Origin of the sequence: Dactylosporangium sp. CA-052675 (assembly GCF_050947935.1) — a bacterium.
In the GTDB taxonomy this organism is placed as follows: Bacteria; Actinomycetota; Actinomycetes; order Mycobacteriales; family Micromonosporaceae; genus Dactylosporangium.
In genome coordinates, this window is the sequence record NZ_CP192010.1 from 4,915,396 (window position 1) to 4,937,211 (window position 21,816).

At 74.9% G+C, this 21,816-nt stretch carries 24 protein-coding genes; 9 read left to right on the forward strand and 15 right to left on the reverse strand.

The features are described from left to right. Window positions 1-61 precede the first annotated feature (61 nt). On the forward strand, window positions 62-1,498 hold the full coding sequence (locus tag ACQP1P_RS22630) for an RDD family protein (protein WP_433089168.1): 1,437 nt from the start codon (window positions 62-64) through the stop codon (window positions 1,496-1,498). 195 nt (window positions 1,499-1,693) lie between these two features. Further along, a complete protein-coding gene (locus ACQP1P_RS22635; protein ID WP_433089169.1) occupies window positions 1,694-2,014 on the forward strand; it encodes a hypothetical protein in 321 nt (106 codons plus the stop codon). A 7-nt stretch (window positions 2,015-2,021) separates the two neighbouring features. On the opposite strand, the gene ACQP1P_RS22640 is transcribed toward ACQP1P_RS22635, so the two are convergent. After that, window positions 2,022-2,687: a dienelactone hydrolase family protein gene (locus ACQP1P_RS22640; RefSeq protein ID WP_433089171.1), complete on the reverse strand. Its 666-nt coding sequence runs from the start codon at window positions 2,685-2,687 to the stop codon at window positions 2,022-2,024. Window positions 2,688-2,773: 86 nt separating this feature from the next. Between ACQP1P_RS22640 and ACQP1P_RS22645 the strand changes: the two genes are divergently transcribed. Continuing rightward, entirely contained in the window at window positions 2,774-3,415 is a 642-nt protein-coding gene (locus tag ACQP1P_RS22645) for a phosphoribosyltransferase (protein WP_433089173.1), read from the forward strand. Window positions 3,416-3,655: 240 nt separating this feature from the next. Then, window positions 3,656-5,029, forward strand: a complete 1,374-nt coding sequence (locus ACQP1P_RS22650; RefSeq protein ID WP_433089175.1) for an NAD(P)/FAD-dependent oxidoreductase — start codon at window positions 3,656-3,658, stop codon at window positions 5,027-5,029. On the opposite strand, the gene ACQP1P_RS22655 is transcribed toward ACQP1P_RS22650, so the two are convergent. The 6 genes from ACQP1P_RS22655 to ACQP1P_RS22680 all read right to left on the reverse strand — a co-directional run bounded on the left by ACQP1P_RS22655 (window position 4,960) and on the right by ACQP1P_RS22680 (window position 8,435). Continuing rightward, entirely contained in the window at window positions 4,960-5,637 is a 678-nt protein-coding gene (locus tag ACQP1P_RS22655; RefSeq protein ID WP_433089176.1) for a hypothetical protein, read from the reverse strand. The genes ACQP1P_RS22650 and ACQP1P_RS22655 overlap by 70 nt on opposite strands. Before the next feature lie 79 nt (window positions 5,638-5,716). Then, window positions 5,717-5,971 (reverse strand): hypothetical protein, encoded by a 255-nt coding sequence (locus tag ACQP1P_RS22660; RefSeq protein ID WP_433089178.1) that lies wholly within the window; start codon window positions 5,969-5,971, stop codon window positions 5,717-5,719. Window positions 5,972-6,132: 161 nt separating this feature from the next. Then, window positions 6,133-6,423 (reverse strand): hypothetical protein, encoded by a 291-nt coding sequence (locus tag ACQP1P_RS22665; RefSeq protein ID WP_433089180.1) that lies wholly within the window; start codon window positions 6,421-6,423, stop codon window positions 6,133-6,135. After that, the gene (locus tag ACQP1P_RS22670; protein WP_433089182.1) at window positions 6,410-6,790 is read right to left on the reverse strand and encodes a hypothetical protein; all 381 of its coding nucleotides are present in this window, start codon (window positions 6,788-6,790) and stop codon (window positions 6,410-6,412) included. Before ACQP1P_RS22670 ends, ACQP1P_RS22665 begins: the two co-directional genes overlap by 14 nt. A gap of 2 nt (window positions 6,791-6,792) precedes the next feature. Further along, the gene (locus ACQP1P_RS22675) at window positions 6,793-8,022 is read right to left on the reverse strand and encodes an NRAMP family divalent metal transporter (RefSeq protein ID WP_433089184.1); all 1,230 of its coding nucleotides are present in this window, start codon (window positions 8,020-8,022) and stop codon (window positions 6,793-6,795) included. Continuing rightward, the gene (locus ACQP1P_RS22680; RefSeq protein ID WP_433089186.1) at window positions 8,019-8,435 is read right to left on the reverse strand and encodes a hypothetical protein; all 417 of its coding nucleotides are present in this window, start codon (window positions 8,433-8,435) and stop codon (window positions 8,019-8,021) included. The genes ACQP1P_RS22675 and ACQP1P_RS22680 overlap by 4 nt, the downstream gene beginning before the upstream one ends. Before the next feature lie 63 nt (window positions 8,436-8,498). On the opposite strand from ACQP1P_RS22680, the gene ACQP1P_RS22685 reads away from it, so the two are divergent. Both ACQP1P_RS22685 and ACQP1P_RS22690 read left to right on the forward strand, forming a co-directional pair. Continuing rightward, on the forward strand, window positions 8,499-9,416 hold the full coding sequence (locus ACQP1P_RS22685; RefSeq protein WP_433089188.1) for a cation diffusion facilitator family transporter: 918 nt from the start codon (window positions 8,499-8,501) through the stop codon (window positions 9,414-9,416). Window positions 9,417-9,439: 23 nt separating this feature from the next. Then, window positions 9,440-10,084, forward strand: a complete 645-nt coding sequence (locus ACQP1P_RS22690; protein ID WP_433089189.1) for a rhomboid family intramembrane serine protease — start codon at window positions 9,440-9,442, stop codon at window positions 10,082-10,084. A gap of 199 nt (window positions 10,085-10,283) precedes the next feature. On the opposite strand, the gene ACQP1P_RS22695 is transcribed toward ACQP1P_RS22690, so the two are convergent. From ACQP1P_RS22695 to ACQP1P_RS22725, 7 genes are all read right to left on the reverse strand, one after another. Further along, the gene (locus ACQP1P_RS22695) at window positions 10,284-11,159 is read right to left on the reverse strand and encodes an SDR family NAD(P)-dependent oxidoreductase (protein WP_433089191.1); all 876 of its coding nucleotides are present in this window, start codon (window positions 11,157-11,159) and stop codon (window positions 10,284-10,286) included. Between the two features lie 337 nt (window positions 11,160-11,496). Next, the gene (locus tag ACQP1P_RS22700) at window positions 11,497-13,080 is read right to left on the reverse strand and encodes a complex I subunit 5 family protein (protein ID WP_433089193.1); all 1,584 of its coding nucleotides are present in this window, start codon (window positions 13,078-13,080) and stop codon (window positions 11,497-11,499) included. Between the two features lies 1 nt (window position 13,081). After that, window positions 13,082-13,432: a sodium:proton antiporter gene (locus ACQP1P_RS22705; protein ID WP_433089195.1), complete on the reverse strand. Its 351-nt coding sequence runs from the start codon at window positions 13,430-13,432 to the stop codon at window positions 13,082-13,084. After that, complete coding sequence (locus ACQP1P_RS22710) at window positions 13,429-14,523, reverse strand: MnhB domain-containing protein (protein WP_433089197.1); 1,095 nt, start codon at window positions 14,521-14,523, stop codon at window positions 13,429-13,431. The genes ACQP1P_RS22705 and ACQP1P_RS22710 overlap by 4 nt, the downstream gene beginning before the upstream one ends. Before the next feature lie 2 nt (window positions 14,524-14,525). Further along, entirely contained in the window at window positions 14,526-14,804 is a 279-nt protein-coding gene (locus ACQP1P_RS22715) for a cation:proton antiporter (protein ID WP_433089199.1), read from the reverse strand. Further along, window positions 14,801-15,061, reverse strand: a complete 261-nt coding sequence (locus ACQP1P_RS22720; protein ID WP_433089201.1) for a monovalent cation/H+ antiporter complex subunit F — start codon at window positions 15,059-15,061, stop codon at window positions 14,801-14,803. Before ACQP1P_RS22720 ends, ACQP1P_RS22715 begins: the two co-directional genes overlap by 4 nt. Beyond that, window positions 15,058-15,531, reverse strand: a complete 474-nt coding sequence (locus ACQP1P_RS22725; RefSeq protein ID WP_433089203.1) for a Na+/H+ antiporter subunit E — start codon at window positions 15,529-15,531, stop codon at window positions 15,058-15,060. Before ACQP1P_RS22725 ends, ACQP1P_RS22720 begins: the two co-directional genes overlap by 4 nt. Window positions 15,532-15,630: 99 nt before the next feature. On the opposite strand from ACQP1P_RS22725, the gene ACQP1P_RS22730 reads away from it, so the two are divergent. Genes ACQP1P_RS22730 through ACQP1P_RS22740 form a run of 3 tightly spaced genes read left to right on the forward strand, consistent with a single transcriptional unit; the run spans window position 15,631 to window position 21,373 of the window. Further along, window positions 15,631-17,394 (forward strand): thiamine pyrophosphate-dependent enzyme, encoded by a 1,764-nt coding sequence (locus tag ACQP1P_RS22730; protein ID WP_433089205.1) that lies wholly within the window; start codon window positions 15,631-15,633, stop codon window positions 17,392-17,394. Window positions 17,395-17,397: 3 nt separating this feature from the next. Next, a complete protein-coding gene (locus tag ACQP1P_RS22735; RefSeq protein ID WP_433089207.1) occupies window positions 17,398-20,313 on the forward strand; it encodes an FAD-binding and (Fe-S)-binding domain-containing protein in 2,916 nt (971 codons plus the stop codon). Then, window positions 20,303-21,373 (forward strand): enolase C-terminal domain-like protein, encoded by a 1,071-nt coding sequence (locus tag ACQP1P_RS22740; RefSeq protein ID WP_433089208.1) that lies wholly within the window; start codon window positions 20,303-20,305, stop codon window positions 21,371-21,373. Before ACQP1P_RS22735 ends, ACQP1P_RS22740 begins: the two co-directional genes overlap by 11 nt. On the opposite strand, the gene ACQP1P_RS22745 is transcribed toward ACQP1P_RS22740, so the two are convergent. Next, entirely contained in the window at window positions 21,321-21,812 is a 492-nt protein-coding gene (locus ACQP1P_RS22745; RefSeq protein ID WP_433089210.1) for a hypothetical protein, read from the reverse strand. The genes ACQP1P_RS22740 and ACQP1P_RS22745 overlap by 53 nt on opposite strands. Between the last annotated feature and the right edge of the window lie 4 nt (window positions 21,813-21,816).

Below are 21,816 nucleotides of genomic sequence, written 5' to 3' on the forward strand. Positions count from 1 at the left end.
CGTTCGGCAGCGCCGGCAGGCGGGCGCCACGGGGGCGGAACATGCTCTAAGGTGACTCATCGTGTTCGATCCCTCGTACCAGCCGCAGCCCTGGGCCGCGCCGGTTCCGGTCCCGCCCGCCGAGGTCGTCATGGAGCCCAGGCGGGCCGGGCTCGGGCGCCGGTTGCTCGGATGGTGGATCGACTATCTGATCGTCATGGTGCCCGGGCTGGCCCTCGTCGCGTTCGCGTTCTGGGACCTGGTGCGCGGGCTGCCCCAATACGTCGGCGGGGTCGCGGCCCAGGCCGGGATCGCCCGGCTGGTCGCGCTCGTCACGCACCGCGGCGCGGGCGAGGGCGGGCTGCGGGCGGTCGCCTCCGGCCGGTGGTTCGAGCTGGCGCTGCCGCTCATCCTCGCCGTGCTCGCGGTGCCGGTGCTGCAGTTCGCGTACCAGCTGACGTTGCTCGGCTGGCGGGGCGCGACGCTCGGCAAGGTGCTCGCCGACACGAGGGTGGACGCGGCCGGCGCGGGCGCGCGGTTCGCGCTGCGGCGCGCGTTCGCCACGACGCTGGTCGAGACCGGGCTGGTCGGGATCGGGCTGGCCCTGGCGGTGTACGGCGAGTTCTCCTTCGGTGTCCTCGTGCTCGCCGTCGCCACGGTGGTGTGGTGGGTGAACCTGCTGCCCGCGTTCGGCCCCCGGCACCGCACGCTCGTCGACCGCGCGGCCGGCACCGTCGTGGTCCGGCGCGCCCTCTACGCGCAGGTCGCGGCCCGCGCCGCCGAGCTCGCCCGGCGCACCTCCGGCGCCGCGCTGGTCGCCGGCCAGCGGGCGTCCGGCGCGGCCCTGGTCGTCGGCCAGCGCGCCTCGGGCGCGGCCGTGGTCGCCGGTCAGCGCGCCTCGGGCGCGGCCGTGGTCGCCGGGCGCATGAGCGCGGACGCGGCGGTGGTCGCGGCCCAGGTCGCGGCCGAGGCGGCGGCAGCGGCCCGCCGACGCGGCGCGGAGCACCTGCCGGAGGCGGCCCGGCGGACCTCGGACGCGGCGGCGGCCGCGGCGCGCAAGACGGCCGCGGCGGCGGCGGACGCGGCGGCGGTCGCGGGGCAGGCGGCGCGGCAGGGCGCGGAGCGGCTCATCCAGACCGCGCCGGTGCAGCAGGCGCTCAACTCGAAGGTCGGGCAGCAGTCGCAGGCCCTCGGCGCGGCCGGGGCGAAGCGGGCGCGGGAGCTCGGGGACCGCACGGCCGGGGTCGCGCGCAAGGTGGGCGGGCGGACGCAGCAGCTGTGGCAGGAACGCCAGGCCGCCCGGGCCGCGGCGGCGGCCCCGGCCCCGCCGCCCGGCTCAACTCCGGCGACTTCGGCGAGCCCGGACCCGGCATCCGGCCCTGCCCCGGACCCCGCGTCCGGCCCGACGCCCGGCCCCACCCCGGGCCCGGCTGCGCGACCGGCCCTGCCCGCGGCTGAGCCGAACCCGGCGACGCCGGCGTGGGCTCGGGCCGAGCCGCGGGATCAGCAGCCGGGGTAGGCGCCGGTCGACCGGGCCCGCCGGAACAGCACGCCGAGCAGGGTGCGCGTAACCGCGGGCGCCGCTCGAGGTGAAGGCCTGCGCAAGGCGAGCTGAGCCGAGCTGATCCAGGGACGGGTGCGGCGCCTGCCGGCCGTGCCCGTTCCGTGATCTGCGCGCGGAAACGGCGGGGGTCCGGCGCCCGTCTACTCCGGCATGACGTCCAACGGGGAAGACAAGCCGCCGCGCGGGTCGGTGCTCGGTGGTGTGCTGTGGTCGCTCGTGCTGTACGCGCTGGCGTTCGCCGGCTCGGTGCTGGCGTTGCCCGCGCTGGGGGACCCCATCGCCGGACTGATGTGCGGGCAGGTCACGGCGTTCCTCGCGTCGCTCGCGCTCGGCGCCTGGCGCGGCTCCAGCGGCCGGGACCGGACGGCCGCCGGCCTCGTCGCGGGCGGCGTCGGCTGGCTGCTGGCCGGCGTCGTGCTGGTCTTGCTGCTGCTGTGGCAGATGGCCCGGAACATGACCATCCCCTGGTGAACGGGGCTCAGGCGTCGGGGAGGTAGTCGTCGAGGGTCAGCTCGGCGTGGGCGAGGTGGCGGACGAACCACTGCGCCGCCGCGCCCGCGACCTGGCCGAGCGTGCCGGGCTCGGAGAACAGGTGCGTCGCGCCCGGCACGACCCACAGCGCCGACTCGCCACCGAGCTCGCGATCCGCGGCGCGGTTGAGCTCGAGGACCGCCTCGTCGCGTTCGCCGACGATCAGCAGTACCGGTGCCGTGACCTCGGGCAGCCGGGGATCGGCGAGATCGGGGCGGCCGCCGCGCGAGACGACCGCGCGCACCTGGCCGGGGCGCTCGGCCGCGGTCAGCAGGGCGGCGGCCGCGCCGGTGCTCGCGCCGAACAGCCCCAGCGGGAGCCGGCCCAGCACCGCCAGGCCGGCGATCCAGTCGGCGACGCCGGTCAGGCGCTCGGCGAGCAGCGCGATGTCGAAGCGGGCGTCGAGCGGCGAGGCGTCCTCATCCGGGGTGAGCAGGTCGGTCAGCACCGTGGCGAGCCCGACGCCGTTGAGGCGCTCGGCGACCATACGGTTGCGCGGGCTCAGGCGCGAGCTGCCGCTGCCGTGCGCGAACAGCACCAGGCCGCGTGAGTCCGGCGGCACGGTCACGTCGGCGTCGAGCGCGACCCCGGCGGACTTGATTGCTGTGCTCATACCGGCCGCCTACCCGCCGGCCGGGCGATCACGCATGGCCGCGCCCGGAGCGGGTAGAGGATCGTTCACCGCCTGAGGAGGCCGCGATGCTGTTCGCCGACCGTACCGAGGCCGGGCGGGCCCTCGCCGCGCAGCTGCAGCGACAGGGGCTGGCCGGCGATGAGCCGCTGGTGCTGGCGCTGCCGCGCGGTGGGATACCCGTCGCCGTGCCGGTGGCCGAGCGCCTGGGCGCCGAGCTCGACATCGTCATCGTCCGCAAGATCGGGGCGCCCGGGCACGCGGAGTTCGGCGTCGGCGCGATGGCCGAGGACGGGCCGGCCGTGTTCGACGACGCCGCGCTGCGCTACCTCGGCCTGACCGCCGCCGATCTCGCCCCGACCGTCGCCGCCGAGCGGGCCGAGCTGGACCGGCGGGTCGCGCGCTACCGGCGGCAGCGGCCGGCCCCGGCGGTCGCCGGGCGGCGCGTGGTGCTCGTCGACGACGGCCTGGCCACCGGGGTCACCGCCCACGCCGCCGTGCGCTGGCTCTCGGCGCGGGGCCCGGAGCGGATCGTCCTGGCCGTGCCGGTCTGCTCGCAGCAGGCCCGTGAGCGCCTCGCGCAGGCCGCGACCGTCGTCTGCCTGCACGCGCCGGAGAACTTCGCCGCGGTGGGGCAGTGGTACGCCGACTTCGCCCAGCTCACCGACGCCGACGTGGAGGCGGCCCTGGGCCGGCACGCGCGCACCTGAACCGGCCCGGCGCGGCCCCGCGGCGGCGCGCGGCGTCTGCCCGCACCTGGTCCCGCGGCGGCGCGCGGTGTCCGCATGCTGCGGGTCCCGAGGTGGTGCGAGGCGAGCGCCGACGGCCGGACGCTGGCGACCGGGTTCGGGCCCACGACGCCATGACCAGCGCTGATACGCGACGCTGACAGCCGGACAGTGTCCCGTTGCTGACGGACGGTCACGAATCGCTCAACATAATTGGAGGGCATGTCCGACAAGCAACGCCACGCCATCGTGCTCGGGGGCAGCATCGCGGGGCTCACCGCCGCCCGCGCCCTGCTCGACTCCTTCGAGCGCGTCACTGTATTCGACCGTGACACCCTGCCCGACGGGCCCACGCCGCGCCGCGGCGTCCCCCAGGCCGAGCACGCCCACGGTCTCCTCGCGCTCGGCCGGCAGGTCATCGAGGAGCTCTTCCCCGGCATCGTCGCCGAGCTCGCCGAGCAGGGCGCGGTCCCGCTCGACCTGCAGCGCGACGGCGTCTGGGTCTTCGGCGACCGGCCCGCACCCCGCGCCGTGTCCGGCCTCGCCGGGCTCTGCGTCAGCCGGGCGCTGCTCGAGTCCGTGCTGCGCCGGCGGGTCGCGGCGCTGCCCGGCGTCGTCGTGCTCGACGGCCACGAGGCCACCGGCCTGCTCTATGACGGCGCCCGGGTCACCGGCGCGACCGTCCGGCCCGCGCACGGCGCCGGGCACGAGGTCCGGGCCGATCTCGTCGTCGACGCCACCGGGCGCGGCAACCGGGGCGTGACCTGGCTCGCCGCGCTGGGCTTCGAGCGCCCGGCCGAGGAGCGCATCGACGCGGGCACGGCGTACGTCTCCCGCGACTACCGCCGCGTGCCCGGGCGCGAGGACTTCGCGGCGATCCTGAACGCGCCCGGCGGACCCGCGCGCCCCTACGGCGGCATCGCCCTCGGCGTCGACGGCGACCGGTGGATGGTCACGCTGCTCGGCGTCGGCGCGCAGCAGGCCCCGCCCACCGACCCCGACGCGTTCCTCGCGTTCGCCGCCAAGCTGCCCGACCCGCGGCTGCACCGGCTCCTGGCCGAGTCCGAGCCGCTGGGCGACCCGGTGCGGCTGCGGCTGCCCGGCAGCGTGCGGCGGTACTACGAGCGGCTGACCCGGCTGCCCGAGCGGTTCGTGTCGATCGGGGACGCGGTGTGCGCGTTCAACCCGGCGTACGGCCAGGGGATGACGGTCGCCGTCGCGCAGGCCCGCGCGCTCGGGCTCGCGGCCCGCGACGGCATCGACGGGCTGCCGCGCCGCTTCTACGCGCGGGCGGCCCGGATCGTCGACGTCCCCTGGGACATGTCGGCCGGCGGGGACCTCGCCTACCCGGACGTGGAGGGGCCGCGGACGCGGCGGATGGAGTTGCTGAACGCATACGTCGCCCGGGTCCAGCGCGCGACCGGCGTCGACGCGGCCGTCGCCCGGCGCTTCCTCGAGGTCTCGAACCTCATGCGGCCGCCGCAGTCGCTGCTCACCCCGGCCATGGTCGCGCGGGTGCTGCGGGCTCAGCGCGCCAGCAAGGCCCCGAGCACGACGAGCGCGAGCAGCAGGGCGACCGCCACGATCGGCCAGTAGGTGCGGGAGCCGCCGGCCGCGGGTGCCGGCTCGGGCTCGGGAGCTCGAACCGGCACCGCAGACGCCTCCACGGGCGGCCGCGTCTGCACGGGCCGCGCCTGCACCGCCGGCTGAGTCTGCCCGGCCGGCGGTGTCTCGGCGGCCGACTGTGTCTCGGCGGCCGGCAGTGTCTCGGCGGCCGGCTGCGTCGGCACGGGCCGCGTCTCGGCGGGCGGTGGGGCGGCCGGCGCCGGGACCGGGATCGGCGCCTGGGCGGGGACCGGACCGGCCTCCTGGGCGCGTCTGATCAGCCGCGCCACGCGCTCGCTGGCGGCGCGCAGCCGGGCCGCCTCCTTGCTCGTCAGCTTGCGGCCCGAGATGATGCCGCAGGCCTGGGCGACGGCGACGACCAGCACCGGGTTGCCGACCAGCTCGCGGTGCCCGGTGAACAGCGCGGCGATCATGTTGCGGTCGACCCGCAGGCCCGGCGCGAGGCGGTGCGAGCGGATGACCTCGGCCAAATAACGGCGGGCGCTCTTGTCACGCCGCTTCGGCAGGTCCCGGCCCCGCGGGCGCTTGCGGCTGCTGCGGTGCTCGGCCCGGGCGACCATGGCGCTCAGGGCGGCCACGAGGGACTCGACGGCGTCGTCCGCTTCCTGCCACCGCCGTGTTACAGCATCCGACAACCCCCGTGCCCCCTCTCCTGGATCAACCTTCCAGATTCGGGGGCGCATCGCCAATCGGCAGCCACATCAGGGTGGCGGGGTAGAGCGCTTCGGCGGTGGTGAGGGCGTCCTGCGCGGAGCCGAACACGGCCACCTCGATGCGCCCGTCGGCCAGCAACCAGCTCGTCACCGCGTGCCCGGCCAGCTCGTGCCCCCAGGCGACGATCGACGGGTGGCCGTCGTCCTCGGGATCGGCGACGATGCCGAACAACCGCGGCGTCTTGTCCAGCACGTTCACGCTCGCCACTCCGTTCGTCCCGGCAGAATGCACATGCAGCTGCAGAGTACGGCGGGAAACCGGCTGCGGGCGGCCGCGCCGGCGGGACGCGGCGCGCTGGAGTAATGCGTGTCCCTCTCACGTGTCCGCGCATCAGTAACCACGGTGCCCCGGCTGCGCGGCTAGGCCTGCGGGCGTCCGCGCAGCAGGCTCGGCGCCGCCCGCGCCCAGGGAATCTCCACGCTGTCGCGGCGCAGGATCCACCGGGCCAGCACCTCCAGCAGCCATGGGCCGGCGACCTGCTCGCGCTCGTAGCCGAGCAGGCGGCCCCACGGCCGGCGGGTGACGATGACCGCGACGATCGCGCCGTCGCGCACGACGAGATCGGCGACGCGGCCGGCGGTACCGTCGATACGGCGCCCGAGCAGGTCACTGGCGCGCAGGCCCTCCGGGGCGGGATCAGTTGCCGGCATCGTGAGCCCCCGGAATCCGGGCGATCAGGTGCTCGCGCAGCCACTGCTCCAGCGCCGGCTCGGTGAGCAGCTCCCGGCGCAGCGACAGGTGCACGGCGCTGTCGGTGCGCGCGACGACGGACCACGGGATGCGCATCGGGTCCGGGTTCTCGGCCGGGTGCAGCCGCCCCGCGACGCTGGAGACCCAGCCGCCGAGGCGGCCGCCGAGCCGCCGCCCGAGCGCCTGCGGCCCGACGAGCAGCGCGGCGATGCGCGGCACGCCGTCGGGGCCGAGCGCGAGCTCGAGGTCGTCGACCTTGCCGACCGGCTCCCCGGCCAGGTCGACGATCTGCCGGTCGAGCAGGTCGAAGCCGATCAGCAACGGCACGGTCAGCCTCCCATTCCGGTCATGACCATGAGCGGGATCGCGGCCACGGCGACCATCAGGATGACGACGAGAAAGAGCACGCCGAGCGTGTTGGCGAGCCGGCCGTTGACGCGCTCGCCGAGGTAGTCGCGGTCGTTGGCGACGACCAGGATCGGCAGGTACGTCAGGGGCAGCACGATCGCGCTGAAGATGAGGGTGTACTCCGTCAGCTGCACCGGATCCACGGTGGTCGCGAGCGCGGCCAGGCCGATGAGGACGCTCACGAGCACGACGGTGTGGAAGCGGGCCGCCCGCGCCGGCTTCAGCCGCTTGCCCCAGGACCAGCCGAAGTACTGCGCGATGGTGTACCCGGCCGAGAGCCCCGTCTCCATCGCCGCCCCGAACGTGGCCGCGAAGAACCCGAGGATGGCCACGGCGAGCCCGAGCTTGCCCAGCGCCAGCACCACGGGCAACGCGGATTGCCCGATCGTGTCCAGCCGCATGTCCAGCGGGTGGTAGACGACCGCGGCGGTGGCCATGAGCGTCAGGGAGAGCAGGCCCCCGAGCGGGAAGCCGATGAACACGTTCGCCTTGTTGACCGTCAGGTCCTTGGCCGTCCAGCGCTCCTCGACGCCGCCGGAGGAGAAGAAGAACACCTCGTACGGTGTCATCGCCGCGCCGAAGAGCGCGATGGCCTGGAAGGAGTACGTTCCCCAGTTCTCCTCGCCGCTCGGGCCGGGGTGCGACGCCTGCCGCCACAGCTCGTGCCAGGGCGCGTCGAGCTTGAGCAGCGCCACGACGAAGACGACCAGCGCGAGCCCGAGCAGGCCGAAGACGCGCTCGATCGTCTCGAACTTCGTGCGCCACAGCACGACCCAGGCGACGAATCCGACGACGGGCACGAACAGCAGGTAGTTGACGCTCGTGGCCAGCTGCAGCGCGAGGGCGACGCCGCCGAGCTCCGCGCCGAGGGTCAGCACCGTGACGAGGTAGGAGCCGGCCAGGTTGACCAGCCCGACGCGCGGGCCGAGGCGCTCGCGGACCAGGTCGAACACCGGGCGGCCGGAGACCGCGGCGACGCGGCCGGCCATCTCGGCGTACACGCAGATCCCGACGACACCGACGACCACGATCCAGGCGAGGGACATCCCGAACCGGGCCCCGGCCTCGCTGTTGGCCACGATGTCGCCGATGTCGACGAAGCCGCCGATCGCGGTGAGGATGCCGAGCGTGATGGCGAACGCCTTCTTCACGACCGGACCAGCCGCTCCGCGAGGGGCCGCAGGCCCTCCGTGCGGGCCGGGTCGGCCGCGGCGTCCTGCAGCCGCGCGACCGCCTCGCTCAGCAGCGGCAGGAGCCGGTCGCGCAGCGCCGTGGCGGCCTCGTCGGGCGGGGGCAGCTCGGCGAAGTCGCGCACCGCGGAGGCCAGGCTCTTCGCGCTGTCGTCCAGCAGTACCGTCGCGTAGAGCGTCGTCGCGCGCCCGTCGCGCACCGCGCCGCCGGTCAGCTCCGCGGTCAGCAGCGAGTCGTGGGCCGCCTGCGCGGTCGTCTCGGCCGCGACCCGGAAGTCGTGGTAGTCCGGCGGGCGCACCGAGCAGTAGCCGAGCAGCCCGCACGTGAGCACGAGCAGCCCGGTCAGCGTGGCGGCGATGATTCGGGGTCGCACGCGTGGCGTTTTACCCGGGTTCGAACCGCGTCAAAACACCTCGGGGCGGGTATCGATGGGTGCATGGCAGACAGCGAGAGCAGCAGCACCAGAACCGTCGTCGTGGCCGCCGGCGCCAACCTGGCGATCGCGGTCGCGAAGGCGGTGGCGGCGCTGGTCACCGGGTCGGCCGCCCTGTGGGCCGAGACCATGCACTCGGCGGCCGACACCGGCAACGAGGTGCTGCTGTGGCTGGGGCTGCGCCGCTCCAAGCGCGAGCCCGACCGCCGGCACCCGTTCGGCTACGGGCAGGAGCGGTACTTCTGGGCGTTCCTGGCCGCGCTGGGGATCTTCCTCGTCGGCGGGCTGCTGTCGATCGCCGAGGGCGTGCGCAGCTGGCTCGTGCCGGAGCCGCTGGAGAGTCCGTGGATCGGCATCGGGGTGCTCGTGGTGTCGGCGGGGTTCGAGGGCTACAGCTGGGTCACCGCCCGGCGCCAGCTGCGCGCGGACGCGCGGGCCCGCCGCCGCTCGGTCCGCGAGCACCTGAAGCACGCGTCCGACCCGAGCGCCACGACCGTCTACCTCGAGGACTCCGCCGCGCTCATCGGCATCGCCCTGGCCCTGATCGCGCTGGTGCTGCACATGGTGACCGGCTGGGCCTGGTGGGACCCGGCGGCGAGCATGGCGATCGGCGTCCTGCTCGCGGTCGTGGCGTGGCTGCTCGCCCGCCGCTCGAAGGCATTGCTCATCGACGCCGCTGCGCCCGACGACGTGATGGAGACCCTGCACGAGGCGATCGGGCCGCAGCCGTGGATTCACGAGGTGCGCGAGCTGCGGGCCGTGTACGTGGGCCCGTCCCAGCTGCTCGTGACCGTGAACGTCGAGCCGTGCGCGGATGTGCGCGCCCGCCCCGGCGCCGAGCTCGTCGGCCACGTCACCGAGCTGCGCACACGGCTCCTGCGCAACCCGGCCGTCGCGGACGCGGTGATCACCGTCGTGTGACCGCCGCGTGGTATCTCTAGCGGATGCCGCAGACGGTCCTCTATCTCGTGCTGCTCGTGACCGCCGGCGTGGCGGGCGCCGGCCTGGCCTCCGGGCGCCGGCTCCCGCCCGCGACCGCCGTGCTGTTCGCGCTGGTCGCCGTCGTCTCCGGGCTGCAGCTGACGGTGGCGCCGGCCCTGTTCGACGCGCTGCGCCGCGACCGGGCCGCGATCGCGCACGGCGAGGTGTGGCGGCTCGTGACGTCGTGCCTCGTCCAGGACGGCGGCTGGCCGGGCACCATCTTCAATTTGCTCGCCCTGGCCGTGCTCGGCACGATGGCCGAACGGCTCTGGGGCACGGCCCGGTGGCTGCTGCTGGCCCTCGTGGTCCAGGTGCTCGGCGGCCTGTGGGGCCTGGTGGTCCAGCCGGTCGGCGGCGGTACCTCGCTCGTCGACTTCGGCCTGGCCGCGTCACTGGCGGTCGCGGCCCTGACGCTCGGAACCGGGCCCGGGCGGCGCGTGGCCGCCGCCGTGGCGCTGCTCGCCGCGCTGGCACTGCTGGTGCTGGGCGACATCCACGGCGGCGCGGCGACGGTCGGGGCCGCGGGCGGCGCACTGCTCGCCCTCCGGCGGCGCCGGACCACGCTGACGCGAGGGACGGCATCACCGGGGCGTTCGAGATCCGCGTGACCGCCGAGGCGTGGCACGGCGCGGATCTCGCCCGGTTCGGGGAGCAGTACGACGTCAGGTTTGTCCACATGGTCCCCGGCCGTGGCGCGAATCCGTCCCGGTCGATGCTCGGCCGGCTCGCAGGGCACCCTCGCCCGGCGCGACGAGTCCCGCGAGGCCACGCGCCGGCCCTGGAGCGCGACCGGAAGTAGGGGCCGGCTCAGGCCGGACGGGTCAGGGCCCGCCGGCCATAGTGTTTGCGCAGGTCCGAGCTGGTCATGCGGTCGAGGACCCGGTCGGGCAGGAACCGGGCGGCGCCGATCAGGAACGACGCCGTCCGGCCGATCGTGTAGCGGGTGCGGGGATTGCGGTCGGTGACCGCCTTCGCGATCCGGCGGGCCGCGGCCTCGGCGGTGACGCCGGCCGCCGTGAACGCGGCGGCGTGCGCGGGCAGCGCCCGCATCATGTCGCCGTAGCGGGCGGCCAGATCCGGGGTCATCCGCCCGCCGAGCCGCTCGATGCCCGCGATGCCGTGCCCGGCCATCGCGGTCTGCACGCCACCCGGTTCCACGACGACGACCCGCACGCCCTGCGGGCCGAGCTCGTTGCGCAGCGCGTCGCTGACCGCCTCGAGCGCGAACTTGGTGCTGGCGTACGGCCCGTAGCCCGCCATCGAGAGCTTGCCGTTCAACGAGGTGATGTTGACGATCCGGCCTTTGCCGCGCAGGAGCATGGGGATCAGCGCCTGGGTGATGGCGACGTGCCCGAGGACGTTCACCTCGAACAGGCGCCGCCAGTCTTCGAGCGGTGTCACCTCGACGGGACCGGCCCCCGGAATGCCCGCGTTGTTGACCAGGGCGGCCAACGGCCGCGGATCCCGGGCGAGGCGGTCGACGAGCGAGGCGATGTGGCCGGGCTCGGTGATGTCGAGGATCACGGGCTCGATCCCGGCGGCGCGCAGTGGCTCGCCGTCGCGCTCCCTGCGCACGCCGGCGAGCACGTGAAATCCGCGGCGGGCGAGTTCGCGGGCGGTGGCCGCGCCCATCCCGGTGGAGGCACCGGTGACGACCACGAGCTGCTGATTTTCAGATGACATTGTCACCTGAATGAGCCTGCCGGATTGAGATGACATTGTCAACCGAGACGGACGGCATGTCCTTGCCCAAGCCCGCGGCGTACGTGCTGGGATGCCTGCGACGCCAGGGCCGGAGCGTTTCCGGGCGAGTCGAAGGCGAGGTTCGAGAGCCGCACCGACCTGCGCGTGGTGCCGACGGGCGGCAACCCGGACCGGTGGGCGCTCGGCGATCGCACGTCGCACTGCTACGTGGTGACCCGCCCCGGCAACCGCGTGACGAAGTCCCTGTAGGGCGGCGGCGCGAGCGAGCGGTGGTGGCGGCGTGCGGCGGGCGCCCCGGGGACCCGCGTAGCCTGGGTCAGGCCAGCAGTGCGGCGCAGACGGCGAGCAGCCCCAGCGCCTGGTAGAGCGTGTAGTCGTTCACCGAGCCCGTGGCCACGCGAGCGAAACGGGCCCGCAGGCCGTCCGCGCGCGGGCCCACCCACGCCGACAGCACCACGCCCAGCGCCACGCTCGCGCCGGTGCTCAGCAGCTCGAACGCGTCGGTCCAGGGCACGCCGCTCGCCAGGTGGAAGGCGGCCCCGGTGGCGAAGCAGGCCGCCGCGAGGGTCGCCAGCGCCACGGTCAGGCCCGGCCGCAGGTGCTCGTCGCGGGCGAAGCGGGGGTCCTCGGTGCGCGCGACCATGGCCCGCACCACGCGGGTCAGGGCCGCGACCGTCACCACCTGCGCGGCGAACACCGCGCCCAGCGCGGCGGGCGTCGGGTGCAGGGCGGTGTGCAGCAGGCTCAGGGAGACGTACCCGTTCAGCGGCGGCACCCCGGCGATCGCGGCCGCCCCGACGAGGAACAGCAGCACCAGGGTGCGGCTGCGGCGGAACAGCCCGGACAGCTCGGACAGGCGCGTCGCGCCGGTGTTGTGCACGACGGCGCCCGCGATCAGGAACAGCAGGGCCTTGAACAGCGCGTGGCCGACCAGGTGGTAGACCGCCGCCCGGGTGCCCGCGGCGCTCGCGGCGGCCAGGCCGGTGGTCACGATGCCGATCTGGGAGATGGTGTCGTACGCGAGCAGCCGCTTGAGATCGTCCTGCACCGCGGCCGCGGCGGCGCCGATGAGGGCCGAGGCGCAGCCGAGCACCATGAGCGCGCCGTGGCCGGGCATGCCCGCGTCGAGCAGGCGGGCGATGCCGACGACGCCGAGGTTCACCAGGATGCCCGAGAACAGCGCGCTGATCGGGCCCGGCGCGGCGGTGTGGGCGTCGGGCAGCCAGCCGCTGAACGGGACCAGGCCCGCCTTCGTGGCCAGGCCGGCCAGCAGCAGGCCGGCGGCGATGTGGTCCAGCCCGCCGGGCGGCCCCGGGAACAGGGCGCTCATGACGACGGCGCCGTGGGACTGGTACAGCAGCGCCGTCCCGATGAAGATCAGGAACCCGGCCACGGACGTGAGCACGACGATCTTGAAGGTGGCCTCGACCGCGTGCGGGCGCTCGAGGAAGAACCCGGTCAGCGCGTAGCTCGCGAGCCCCGCCACCTCGAACCAGACGAACAGGTGCAGCAGGTCGACGGTCAGCGACCCGGCCACGACGGCCGCGATGAGCAGCAGCGACAGGCACGCGTAGCCGCCCAGCTCGCGCGGGCCCAGGTCGGCCAGGCCCGAGAGCGTCGCCAGCAACGCCAGCGCGCCGACGACGGCCGCGGTCAGGGCCATGGTGAGCCCGAAGCCGTCGGCGACGTAGGCGATGCCGATGGGACGCCAGCCGCCCAGGTACACGGTCTGGCCCCGGGCGGTGAGGGCGCAGACGGCCAGGACGGCGACCGAGGCCACGACGGCCAGCAGGGCGATCGCGAGCGAGAGGCGGGCGGAGAACCGGGCCAGCAGCGGGGCGAGGACCGCGCCCGCGATCGGGGCCAGCACCGCCAGCGGCAGCACCTCGGCGGTGGGCACCTCAGCCGCGCAGGTCGCGGATCCGGCCGGCGTCCACGGTCCGGTGGTGCTGGGCCAGGCGCACGACGACGGCGAGGAACACGCCGGTGATGGCGACGCCGATGACGATCGCGGTCAGGCAGATGTTCTGCAGCATGGGGTCGGCGACGTTGCCGGCCTGCCCGGGCGCGGGGTCGATGCGCACGGGCGCGGTGGAGCCGGCGCGGTAGGCCATCGACAGCAGCAGGAGGTACCCGGACGCCTCCATGAGCGAGAGTCCCATGACGATCTTCACGAGGTTGCGCCGGGTCACGGCCGCGTGCAGCCCGATGCCGAAGAGCACCGCGGCGGTGAGGTGGTTGACGAGGATCACGACTCGGCGGCCCAGTCGTGGCCCATGGTAAGCAGCGCGAACACGGCGAGGGTGAGCCCGGTGCCGACCTCGAGCAGCTCGCCGAAGGAGAACGCCTGCAGGATGCCGCCGCTGCGGATGGTGCCGGGCGGCCCGAGCGGCAGGAAGTTCGCCGACACCGACCCCGCCAGCGGCAGGCCGAGCGCGCCGATGGCGACGATCGCGAGGCCCCCGGCGAGCTCCGCGGGTTCGAGGCGGTCCGCGCGGATCAGCGGTTCCACGCGGTCGTACCCGTACGCCACATACGCCAGCAGCACCACCCCGAGCGCGACGGCCCCCGCCGGGAACCCGCCGCCGGGGGAGTAGCCCCACGCGACCAGGTACAGCCCGGCCACCGCGAGCACGGGCGCGACGACGCGCACCCCGCCCCGCACGACGACGGTCATCGCGGGCGACCCGGGAGCCGAGCCCGACTCGGCCGCCTCGCCGCCGCGCGCCCGCCGCTGCGCGCCGGTGGTGCCGTGCTCGGCGGTCCGCACGCCCCGCTGCTCCCGCTCCCCGGCCGCCGCCTCGCCGACGAAGCCGCGGCGCGGTTCCCGGCGCCGGGCCAGCAGCCCGATCCCGACGACCGCGGCGAGCAGGATGAACGTCTCGCCGAGGGTGTCGAAGCCGCGGTAGCCGTAGACGATCGCGGCCACCGGCTCGGTGCTGTGCCAGTCGCGCAGCGCCCCGTCGTAGGCCTGCCGGGCCAGCGCCGAGAGGGGGGCGTGCTCGCGGGGCAGCATCCACACCGCGGCGGCGAGCACGAGCGTCACCGCGCCGGCGACCGCGAGCCCGACGCGGGGCCGGTGCGGCGGCGCGGCCTGCTCGTCCTCGACCGCGGTGCGGATCTTGCCCAGCGCGATGAGGTACAGCGTCGGCAGCGCGATCGCCCCCACCACGATCTCGGCGTGGGCGTCGTCGGGCGCGCCGAGCAGCACGAACAGCAGCGACAGGACCAGCCCGAGCGCGGACAGCGCCATCACCGACCCGGCCGGGCCGCGCAGCCGCACGACCGCGACCCCGGCGACGAGCAGCAGCGCGCACGCGAGGTAGTCGGCGACCCAGAACACGGTCAGTCCCGCCTCGCGCAGACGCGGGCGAGGGCATGGGCGGCGAGCGGGTTCAGCACGAGCACGAGCAGCGCGACGATCAGGGCGCGGGAGGCGTACACGCTGTCGACCCCGGTCGCCACGACGACCGCGAGCAGCGTCGGCAGCACGCCGAGGGTGACGGTCTTCGACGAGGCCTGGATGCGCAGCTGCGTGTCGGGCATCCGCAGCACCCCGACCGCGCCGGAGAACGCGGTCAGCAGCCCGATGCCCAGCAGCACGCCCGCGACCACGGTGCTCACAGCAGCCCCCGTTCCAGGTACCGCGCCCAGACCAGCGCCCCGAGGTAGCTGAACGAGCACAGCCACAGCGCGGTGTCGGTGTAGATCGCCCGCCCGGCGACGACGGCGAACGCGAACACGGCCAGGGTCAGCTGGGTCGACATCATGTTGAGCGCGACGATCCGGTCCCCGGTCTCCGGGCCGGCCAGCACCCGCACGAGCAGCAGCCCGCAGATGACCAGCTGGCCGATGAGCGCCACCCAGAACACGGTCGTCATCGGCGGGTCACGCCCAGGACGCGGGCCTCGATCGGCCCGTTGATGTCGTCGCGCCCGGCGCCGGCCTCGGCGGTGTGGTACCGCAGCCGATGCCGGTCCCGGTCCACGTCGACGAGCTGCGAGTTGACGATGATGGAGGTGAGCAGCCCGACGGCGGTCACCTCGGCGTCGGAGCGGGCGCTGGTCGGGACCGTCACCATCGCGCTGGCGGGGCGCCGGCGGGACCAGATCATCCGCGTGAGCCGCAGGTTGGCCGCGACGGCGCGGGCCGCCACGGACGCCGCGAGCGCGAGCAGCGGCCCGAGGCGCCGCGGCCGCAGCAGCCGCCACGGCCCCGCGACCGGGCCGAGCGGTGCGCAGGCGAGCGCCGCGGTCAGGCTCACGGCCACGCCCACCGCGATCTGCTCGACGGTCGCCGTGAACGACAGCAGCGTCCAGGTCACCTCGCACCAGCAGAACAGGGCCGTCACCCGGGACACATCCCGCCCGCTACCCGTGCGCCAGCCGGTCAAACCGGAACGTGGCAGGGGGCAGTTTGACCTGATGGATGCCGGGTAGCGGCTCTCGACATGGGTGCGATAACGGCTGAGGTACTGATCTCCCGGCTCGCGGAGTGGGGCGTCGACACGGTGTTCGGGCTGCCCGGCGACGGCATCAACGGGATCATGGAGGGGCTGCGCCGCAACCAGGACAAGGTGCGGTTCGTCCTGGTTCACCACGAAGAGGCGGCGGCGTTCATGGCGACCGCCTACGCCAAGACCACCGGCAAGATCGGCGTGTGCCTGGCCACGTCCGGGCCGGGCGGCGTGCACCTGGCCAACGGGCTCTACGACGCCAAGCTCGACCACGTCCCGGTGCTCGCGATCACCGGCCTGCAGGAGTCCAGCGTGCTGGGCACGGCCTACCAGCAGGAGGTCAACCTCGACCGGTTCTACGAGGACGTGGCCGAGTACAACCAGGTCATCATGAACCCGGCGCAGCTGCCGACCCTCGTCGACGTGGCGATCCGCACCGCCTACGCCCGCCGCGGCGTGGCCCACCTGACCATCCCGAACGACATCCAGGTCGCACCGGCCGGCAAGGACCCGTACCAGACCGTGGCCCCCGTCGTGCCGCCGACGACGGCGCCCGTCTACCTGGCGCCGGCGGTCCGGCCCCGCGACGCCGACCTGCGCGTGGCGGCCGAGCTGCTCAACGCGGCGCGCAAGGTCGGGATCCTCGCGGGGATCGGCGCGCGCGGGGCCGGGCCGCTGGTGGAGCGGGTCGCGGACACGCTCGGCGCGCCGATCGTCAAGACGCTGTCGGGCAAGATGGTGGTGCCGGACGACTCGCCCTACGTGACCGGCGGCCTCGGCCTGCTCGGCACCAAGCCGAGCGAGGAGCTGATGGAGGACATCGACGTCCTGCTGATGCTCGGGACGAACTTCCCCTACACCAAGTTCCTGCCGAAGCCCGGCAGCGCCAAGGTGGTGCAGGTCGAGATCGACCCGAGCCGGGCCGGCACGCGCATCGCCACGGACGTGCCCCTGGTCGGCGACGTCGGGGCCACCCTGGAGGCGCTGCTGCCCCTGCTGGAGCGCAAGGACCAGGAGCATCTGCGCCGGTACCAGGAGAAGGTCCGCGACTGGCGGGAGCAGATGGCGTCGCTGGAGTCGCCCGACCGGGACCCGATCGCCCCGCAGTATCTCGCGTCCCAGCTCGACGCGCTCGGCACCGACGACGCGATCCTCACCTGCGACTCCGGCACGATCGCGACCTGGGCGGCGCGGCACTGGCAGATCCGCGGCGGCCGCGAGTTCTACCTCTCGGGGACGCTCGCCACCATGGCGCCGGGGCTGCCGTACGCGATCGCCGCCCAGCACGCCCACCCGGGCCGGCAGGTGATCGCGTTCATCGGCGACGGCGGCTTCGCGATGCTCATGGCCGAGTTCAACACCGCGGTCCGCTACGGGCTGCCGATCAAGGTCGTGGTGAACAACAACAACTCCCTGGGCCAGATCCTGTGGGAGCAGATGGTGCTCGGCTTCCCCGAGCACGGCGTGCGCTTCGGCGAGCCGGCGCCCGACTTCGCGGCGATCGCCCGGGCCTGCGGCGGCTTCGGCGCCCGCGTCGAGAAGCCCGGCGACCTGCCCAGCGCGCTGCGGGAGGCGTTCGCCCACGGCGGCCCGGCGCTGGTCGACGTGGCCGTGGACCCGAACGAGCCGCCGCTGCCGGCCAGCGTCACCTACGAGCAGGCGAAGAAGTTCGCGGCGGCGTTCCTGCGGGGCCAGCCGCATCCGGCCGCGATCGCCACCACGCTGTTCAAGGACAAGATCCAGAAGCTGAAGGGTTGAACGATGGCGGTCGTCTCACTCCCGACTCCCACCGCGCGCCGAAGCGCCCCGCCGCGCGACCCGGCCGGGCTCGAAGCGGCGCTGCGCCGGGCGGTCCGGGGCGATGTGCGCTTCGACGCCGGCGCCCGGGCCGCGTACTCCACCGACGGCTCCAACTACCGGCAGGTCCCGATCGCCGTGGTCTGCCCGCGCGACGTCGACGACGCGGTGGAGGCCGTGCGGGTCTGCCGCGAGCACGACGTGCCGATCGTGTCGCGGGGCGGCGGCACCAGCCTGGGCGGGCAGTGCTGCAACGTCGCGGTGGTGCTGGACTTCTCGAAGTACGTGCGGGGCGTGGAGTCCGTCGACCCGCGGGCCCGCACCGCGGTGATCCTGCCGGGCACCGCCCTGGACGACGCCAACGCCGTGCTGGCCCGCCACGATCTCGTGATCGGGCCCAAGCCCGCGACCCACTCGCACTGCACGATCGGCGGCATGATCGGCAACAACTCGTGCGGCGCGACCGCGCAGTGGTCCGGCACCACGGCGGCCAACGTCGAGCGGCTGGAGGTGCTGACGTACGACGGCACCCGGATGTGGGTCGGCGCCGGGCACGACCGGGACGAGGGCGGCATCTTCCGGGCGCTGCACGAGCTGCGGGACCGCTACGCCGAGCCGATCGCGACCCGCTTCCCGGACATCCCGCGGCGGGTCTCCGGCTACAACCTGCCCGAGCTGCGCGAGGACCACGGCTTCAACGTCGCCCGCGCGCTCGTCGGCACCGAGTCCACCTGCGTCGTCGTGCTGCGGGCCGAGATGCGGGTGCTGCCGAAGCCGAAGAACCTGGTGACGGTGGTGCTCGGCTTCCCCGGCATCGCCGAGGCCGGGGACGCGGCCCCGGGCGTGGGCCGGCACGGGCCGATCCAGCTGGAGGGGCTGGACGAGAAGCTGCTGCGGTACGAGCGCGAGGAGCACCGGCCGACCGAGATCCTCAAGGTGCTGCCGGAGGGGCGGGCCTGGCTGATGGCCGACTTCCCCGACCTCGACACGGCGCGGACCGTCGTCGCCGAGCACGACGGGCCGGGCACCATCCTCGAGGACGACAAGATGCGCCAGCGGCTCGCCAAGGTGCGGGAGGCGGGCCTGGCCACCACCGCGCGCACCCCGAACGGCCCCGACGCCTGGCCCGGCTGGGAGGACTCGGCGGTCGACCCGGAGCGGCTCGGCGACTACCTGCGCGCGTTCATCGCGCTGCTGGACGAGTTCGGCTACGGGGCCACCAGCCTGTACGGCCACTTCGGCCAGGGCTGCGTGCACTGCAGCATCCCGTTCGACCTCACCAGCGAACCCGGGATCGCCCGCTACCGCGAGTTCGTCACGCGCGCCGCGAAGCTGTGCGTCGAGCACCGGGGCTCGCTGTCGGGGGAGCACGGCGACGGGCAGGCCCGCGGCGAGCTGCTGTCCATCATGTACGGCGACGAGGTCGTCCGCGCCTTCGAGGAGTTCAAGGCCATCTTCGACCCGGCCGGCCGGATGAACCCCGGCAAGGTCGTGCACGCCCGGCCGCTCGACGGCGACCTGCGCCTCGGCGCCGACTACGCCCCGGCCCAGCCCGCGACCAGGTTCGGCTACTTCGAGGACGACGGCAGCTTCTCGCGGGCCGCCCTGCGCTGTGCCGGCGTCGGCGACTGCCGGCGCACCGGCCCCGACGGCGGCGTGATGTGCCCGAGCTACCAGGTGACCCGCGACGAGGAGCACTCGACCCGCGGCCGCGCCCGGCTGCTGTTCGAGATGGTCAACGGCGGGGTCATCGACGACGGGTGGCGCAGCACCGCGGTGCACGACTCGCTCGACCTCTGCCTGGCCTGCAAGGGCTGCCGCAGCGACTGCCCGGTGCAGGTCGACATGGCCACCTACAAGGCCGAGTTCCTGCACCAACACTACGCGGGCCGGATGCGCCCCCGCGACCACTACTCCCTGGGCTGGCTGCCCCTGATCGCGCGGGCCGCGTCCGTGGCGCCGGATCTGGCCAACGCCCTGGCGAAGGTGCCCGGGGCCAAGCGGCTCGCGGGGATCGACCCGAAGCGTCCGGTACCGCGGTTCGCCCCCGCCCGCATCGACCGCTGGCTGCGCCGCCGCACCCCGCGCGGCACCGGCGAACGCGGCCGGGTCGTGCTCTTCCCGGACTCGTTCACCACCGCGTTCGCCCCCGCCATCGCCGCCGCGGCCGTCGGCGTGCTGGAGGCGGCCGGCTTCGAGGTCCTTGTCCCGCCCAAGCCGGTCTGCTGCGGCCTGACGTGGATCTCCACCGGCCAGCTCGGGACGGCCGAGCGGGTGCTGCGGCGCACCGTCGGGACCCTCGCCCCGTACATGCGCGCCGGCCTGCCCCTCGTCGGGCTGGAGCCGTCGTGCACCGCGGTGTTCCGCTCCGACCTCGGCGAGCTCTTCGGCCGCGACCAGGACGCCGACCGCCTCGCGCGGCAGACCGTCACCCTCGCCCAGCTGCTCGCCGAGCGGGCCCCGGACTTCGCGCCCCAGGTGCCCGGCGGCGTCCGCGCGATCGTCCAGCGCCACTGCCACCAGCACGCGATCCTCGGCGCCGACGCGGACGCCCAGGTCATGAAGGCGATCGGGCTGCAGGCCGAGGACCTGGACTCGGGCTGCTGCGGGCTGGCCGGGAACTTCGGCATGACCGCGCAGCACCGCGACGTCTCCCTCGCCTGCGCCGAGCAGGCGCTGCTGCCGGCCGTGCGCGCCGCGGACCCGGGAACGCTCGTGCTCGCCGACGGCTTCTCGTGCCGCACGCAGATCGAGGACGCCGACACCGGGCGCCGGGCCGTGCACCTCGCCGAGGTCCTCAACGCGGCGGTGCACGGGGAGGTCCTGGGCGCCTATCCGGAGCGGCGCATCGCCCACCGGCCCGGCGACCGTGTCCACTGAGATCGACTCGGTGCGCTGGGCGGCGTACCGCATCCCGACCGACGGCCCCGAGGAGGACGGCACCCTGCGGTGGGACGCGACCACCATGGTCGTCGTGCACGCCACCGCCGCGGGGGTCACCGGCCTCGGCTGGACCTACGCGCCCGCGGCCGCGGGGCATTTGATCGGCGAGATGCTGGCCGATCACGTGGTCGGCCGCCCCGCGTTCGACGTGCCCGGGATCAACGCGGCGATGGCCCGGGCCGTGCGCAACGCGGGCCGGCCGGGGGTCGCGGCCATGGCCATCTCCGCGGTGGACACGGCCCTGTGGGACCTCAAGGCGCGCCTGCTCGGCGTGCGCCTGGCGACCCTGCTGGGCCCGGCGCGCCCGTCGGTGCCGGTGTACGCCAGCGGCGGCTTCATCAACTGGGACGACCACCGGCTGCGCTCGTGGCTGGACGCCAATGCGGAGATCCCGCGCGCGAAGATCAAGATCGGCGGCCCCCGGGACCGCGAGCGGATCGGGGTGCTGGTGGACTCCGGCCGGGAGCCGTTCGTGGACGCCAACGGCGCCTACAGCGCCAAGCAGGCGATCCGGCTGGCGGACGAGTTCCCGCAGCTGCGCTGGTTCGAGGAGCCGGTGTCCTCGGACTACCCGGACGGCCTGCGCCGGGTGCGCGACGCCGTCGGGGTGGACGTCGCCGCGGGGGAGTACGGCTACGACCTGCCGTACTTCGCCCGCCTCCTCGGCTCCGTCGACTGCCTGCAGGCCGACGTCACCCGCTGCGGCGGCATCACCGAGTGGCAGCGGGTCGCCGGCCTGGCCGCCGCGCACGGGCTCGAGCTGTCCGGGCACTGCGCGCCGGCCCTGCACGCCGACGCCGCCCTGGCCACCCCGAACCTGCGCCACCTGGAGTACTTTCACGACCACGCCCGCATCGAGTCGATGCTCCTGGACGGCGTGACCAGCCCGGGCGAGGGCGGCGAGCTGCGCCCGGACCTGTCGGCCCCGGGGCACGGCCTGACGTTCAGAACCGCCGACGCCGAGCGGTACCTGGTCGCCGCAGCCCCGCGAGCGTGACGGCCCCGAAGACGAGGTGCGGCACGATGTCGCTCGCCCAGTCCTTGACCGTCCACGTCTTCGGGTCGCTGACCCGGAAGACCTTCAGCGGCACGTCGGCGAGGGCCATCGCCGCCCCGCCGATGAGCGCGACCTCCAGCGCCGCGGGCATCCGGTAGCCGCGGCGCGCGAGCGCGTGGTGCAGCAGCCCGGCGAGCGCCCCGACGGCGACGCCGGTCCCGGCGCCGACGAGCGGCCCGAGCCCCTGCAGCCGGTTCTCGCGGGTGTGCTCGTCGCCGGGCACGGACACGCCGGTGTCCTCGGCGAACCGCGCGACGAGCTCCTGCGGTGCGCCGCTGGCGGCCCGCCCGCGCAAGGCCATGTCGGCGTAGGTGACGGCGTTGAGCGCGGTGGTCCCGGCCGCGCCGGCGAGCGCGCCGCGAAGCAGTCCAGTTCTCATGCCC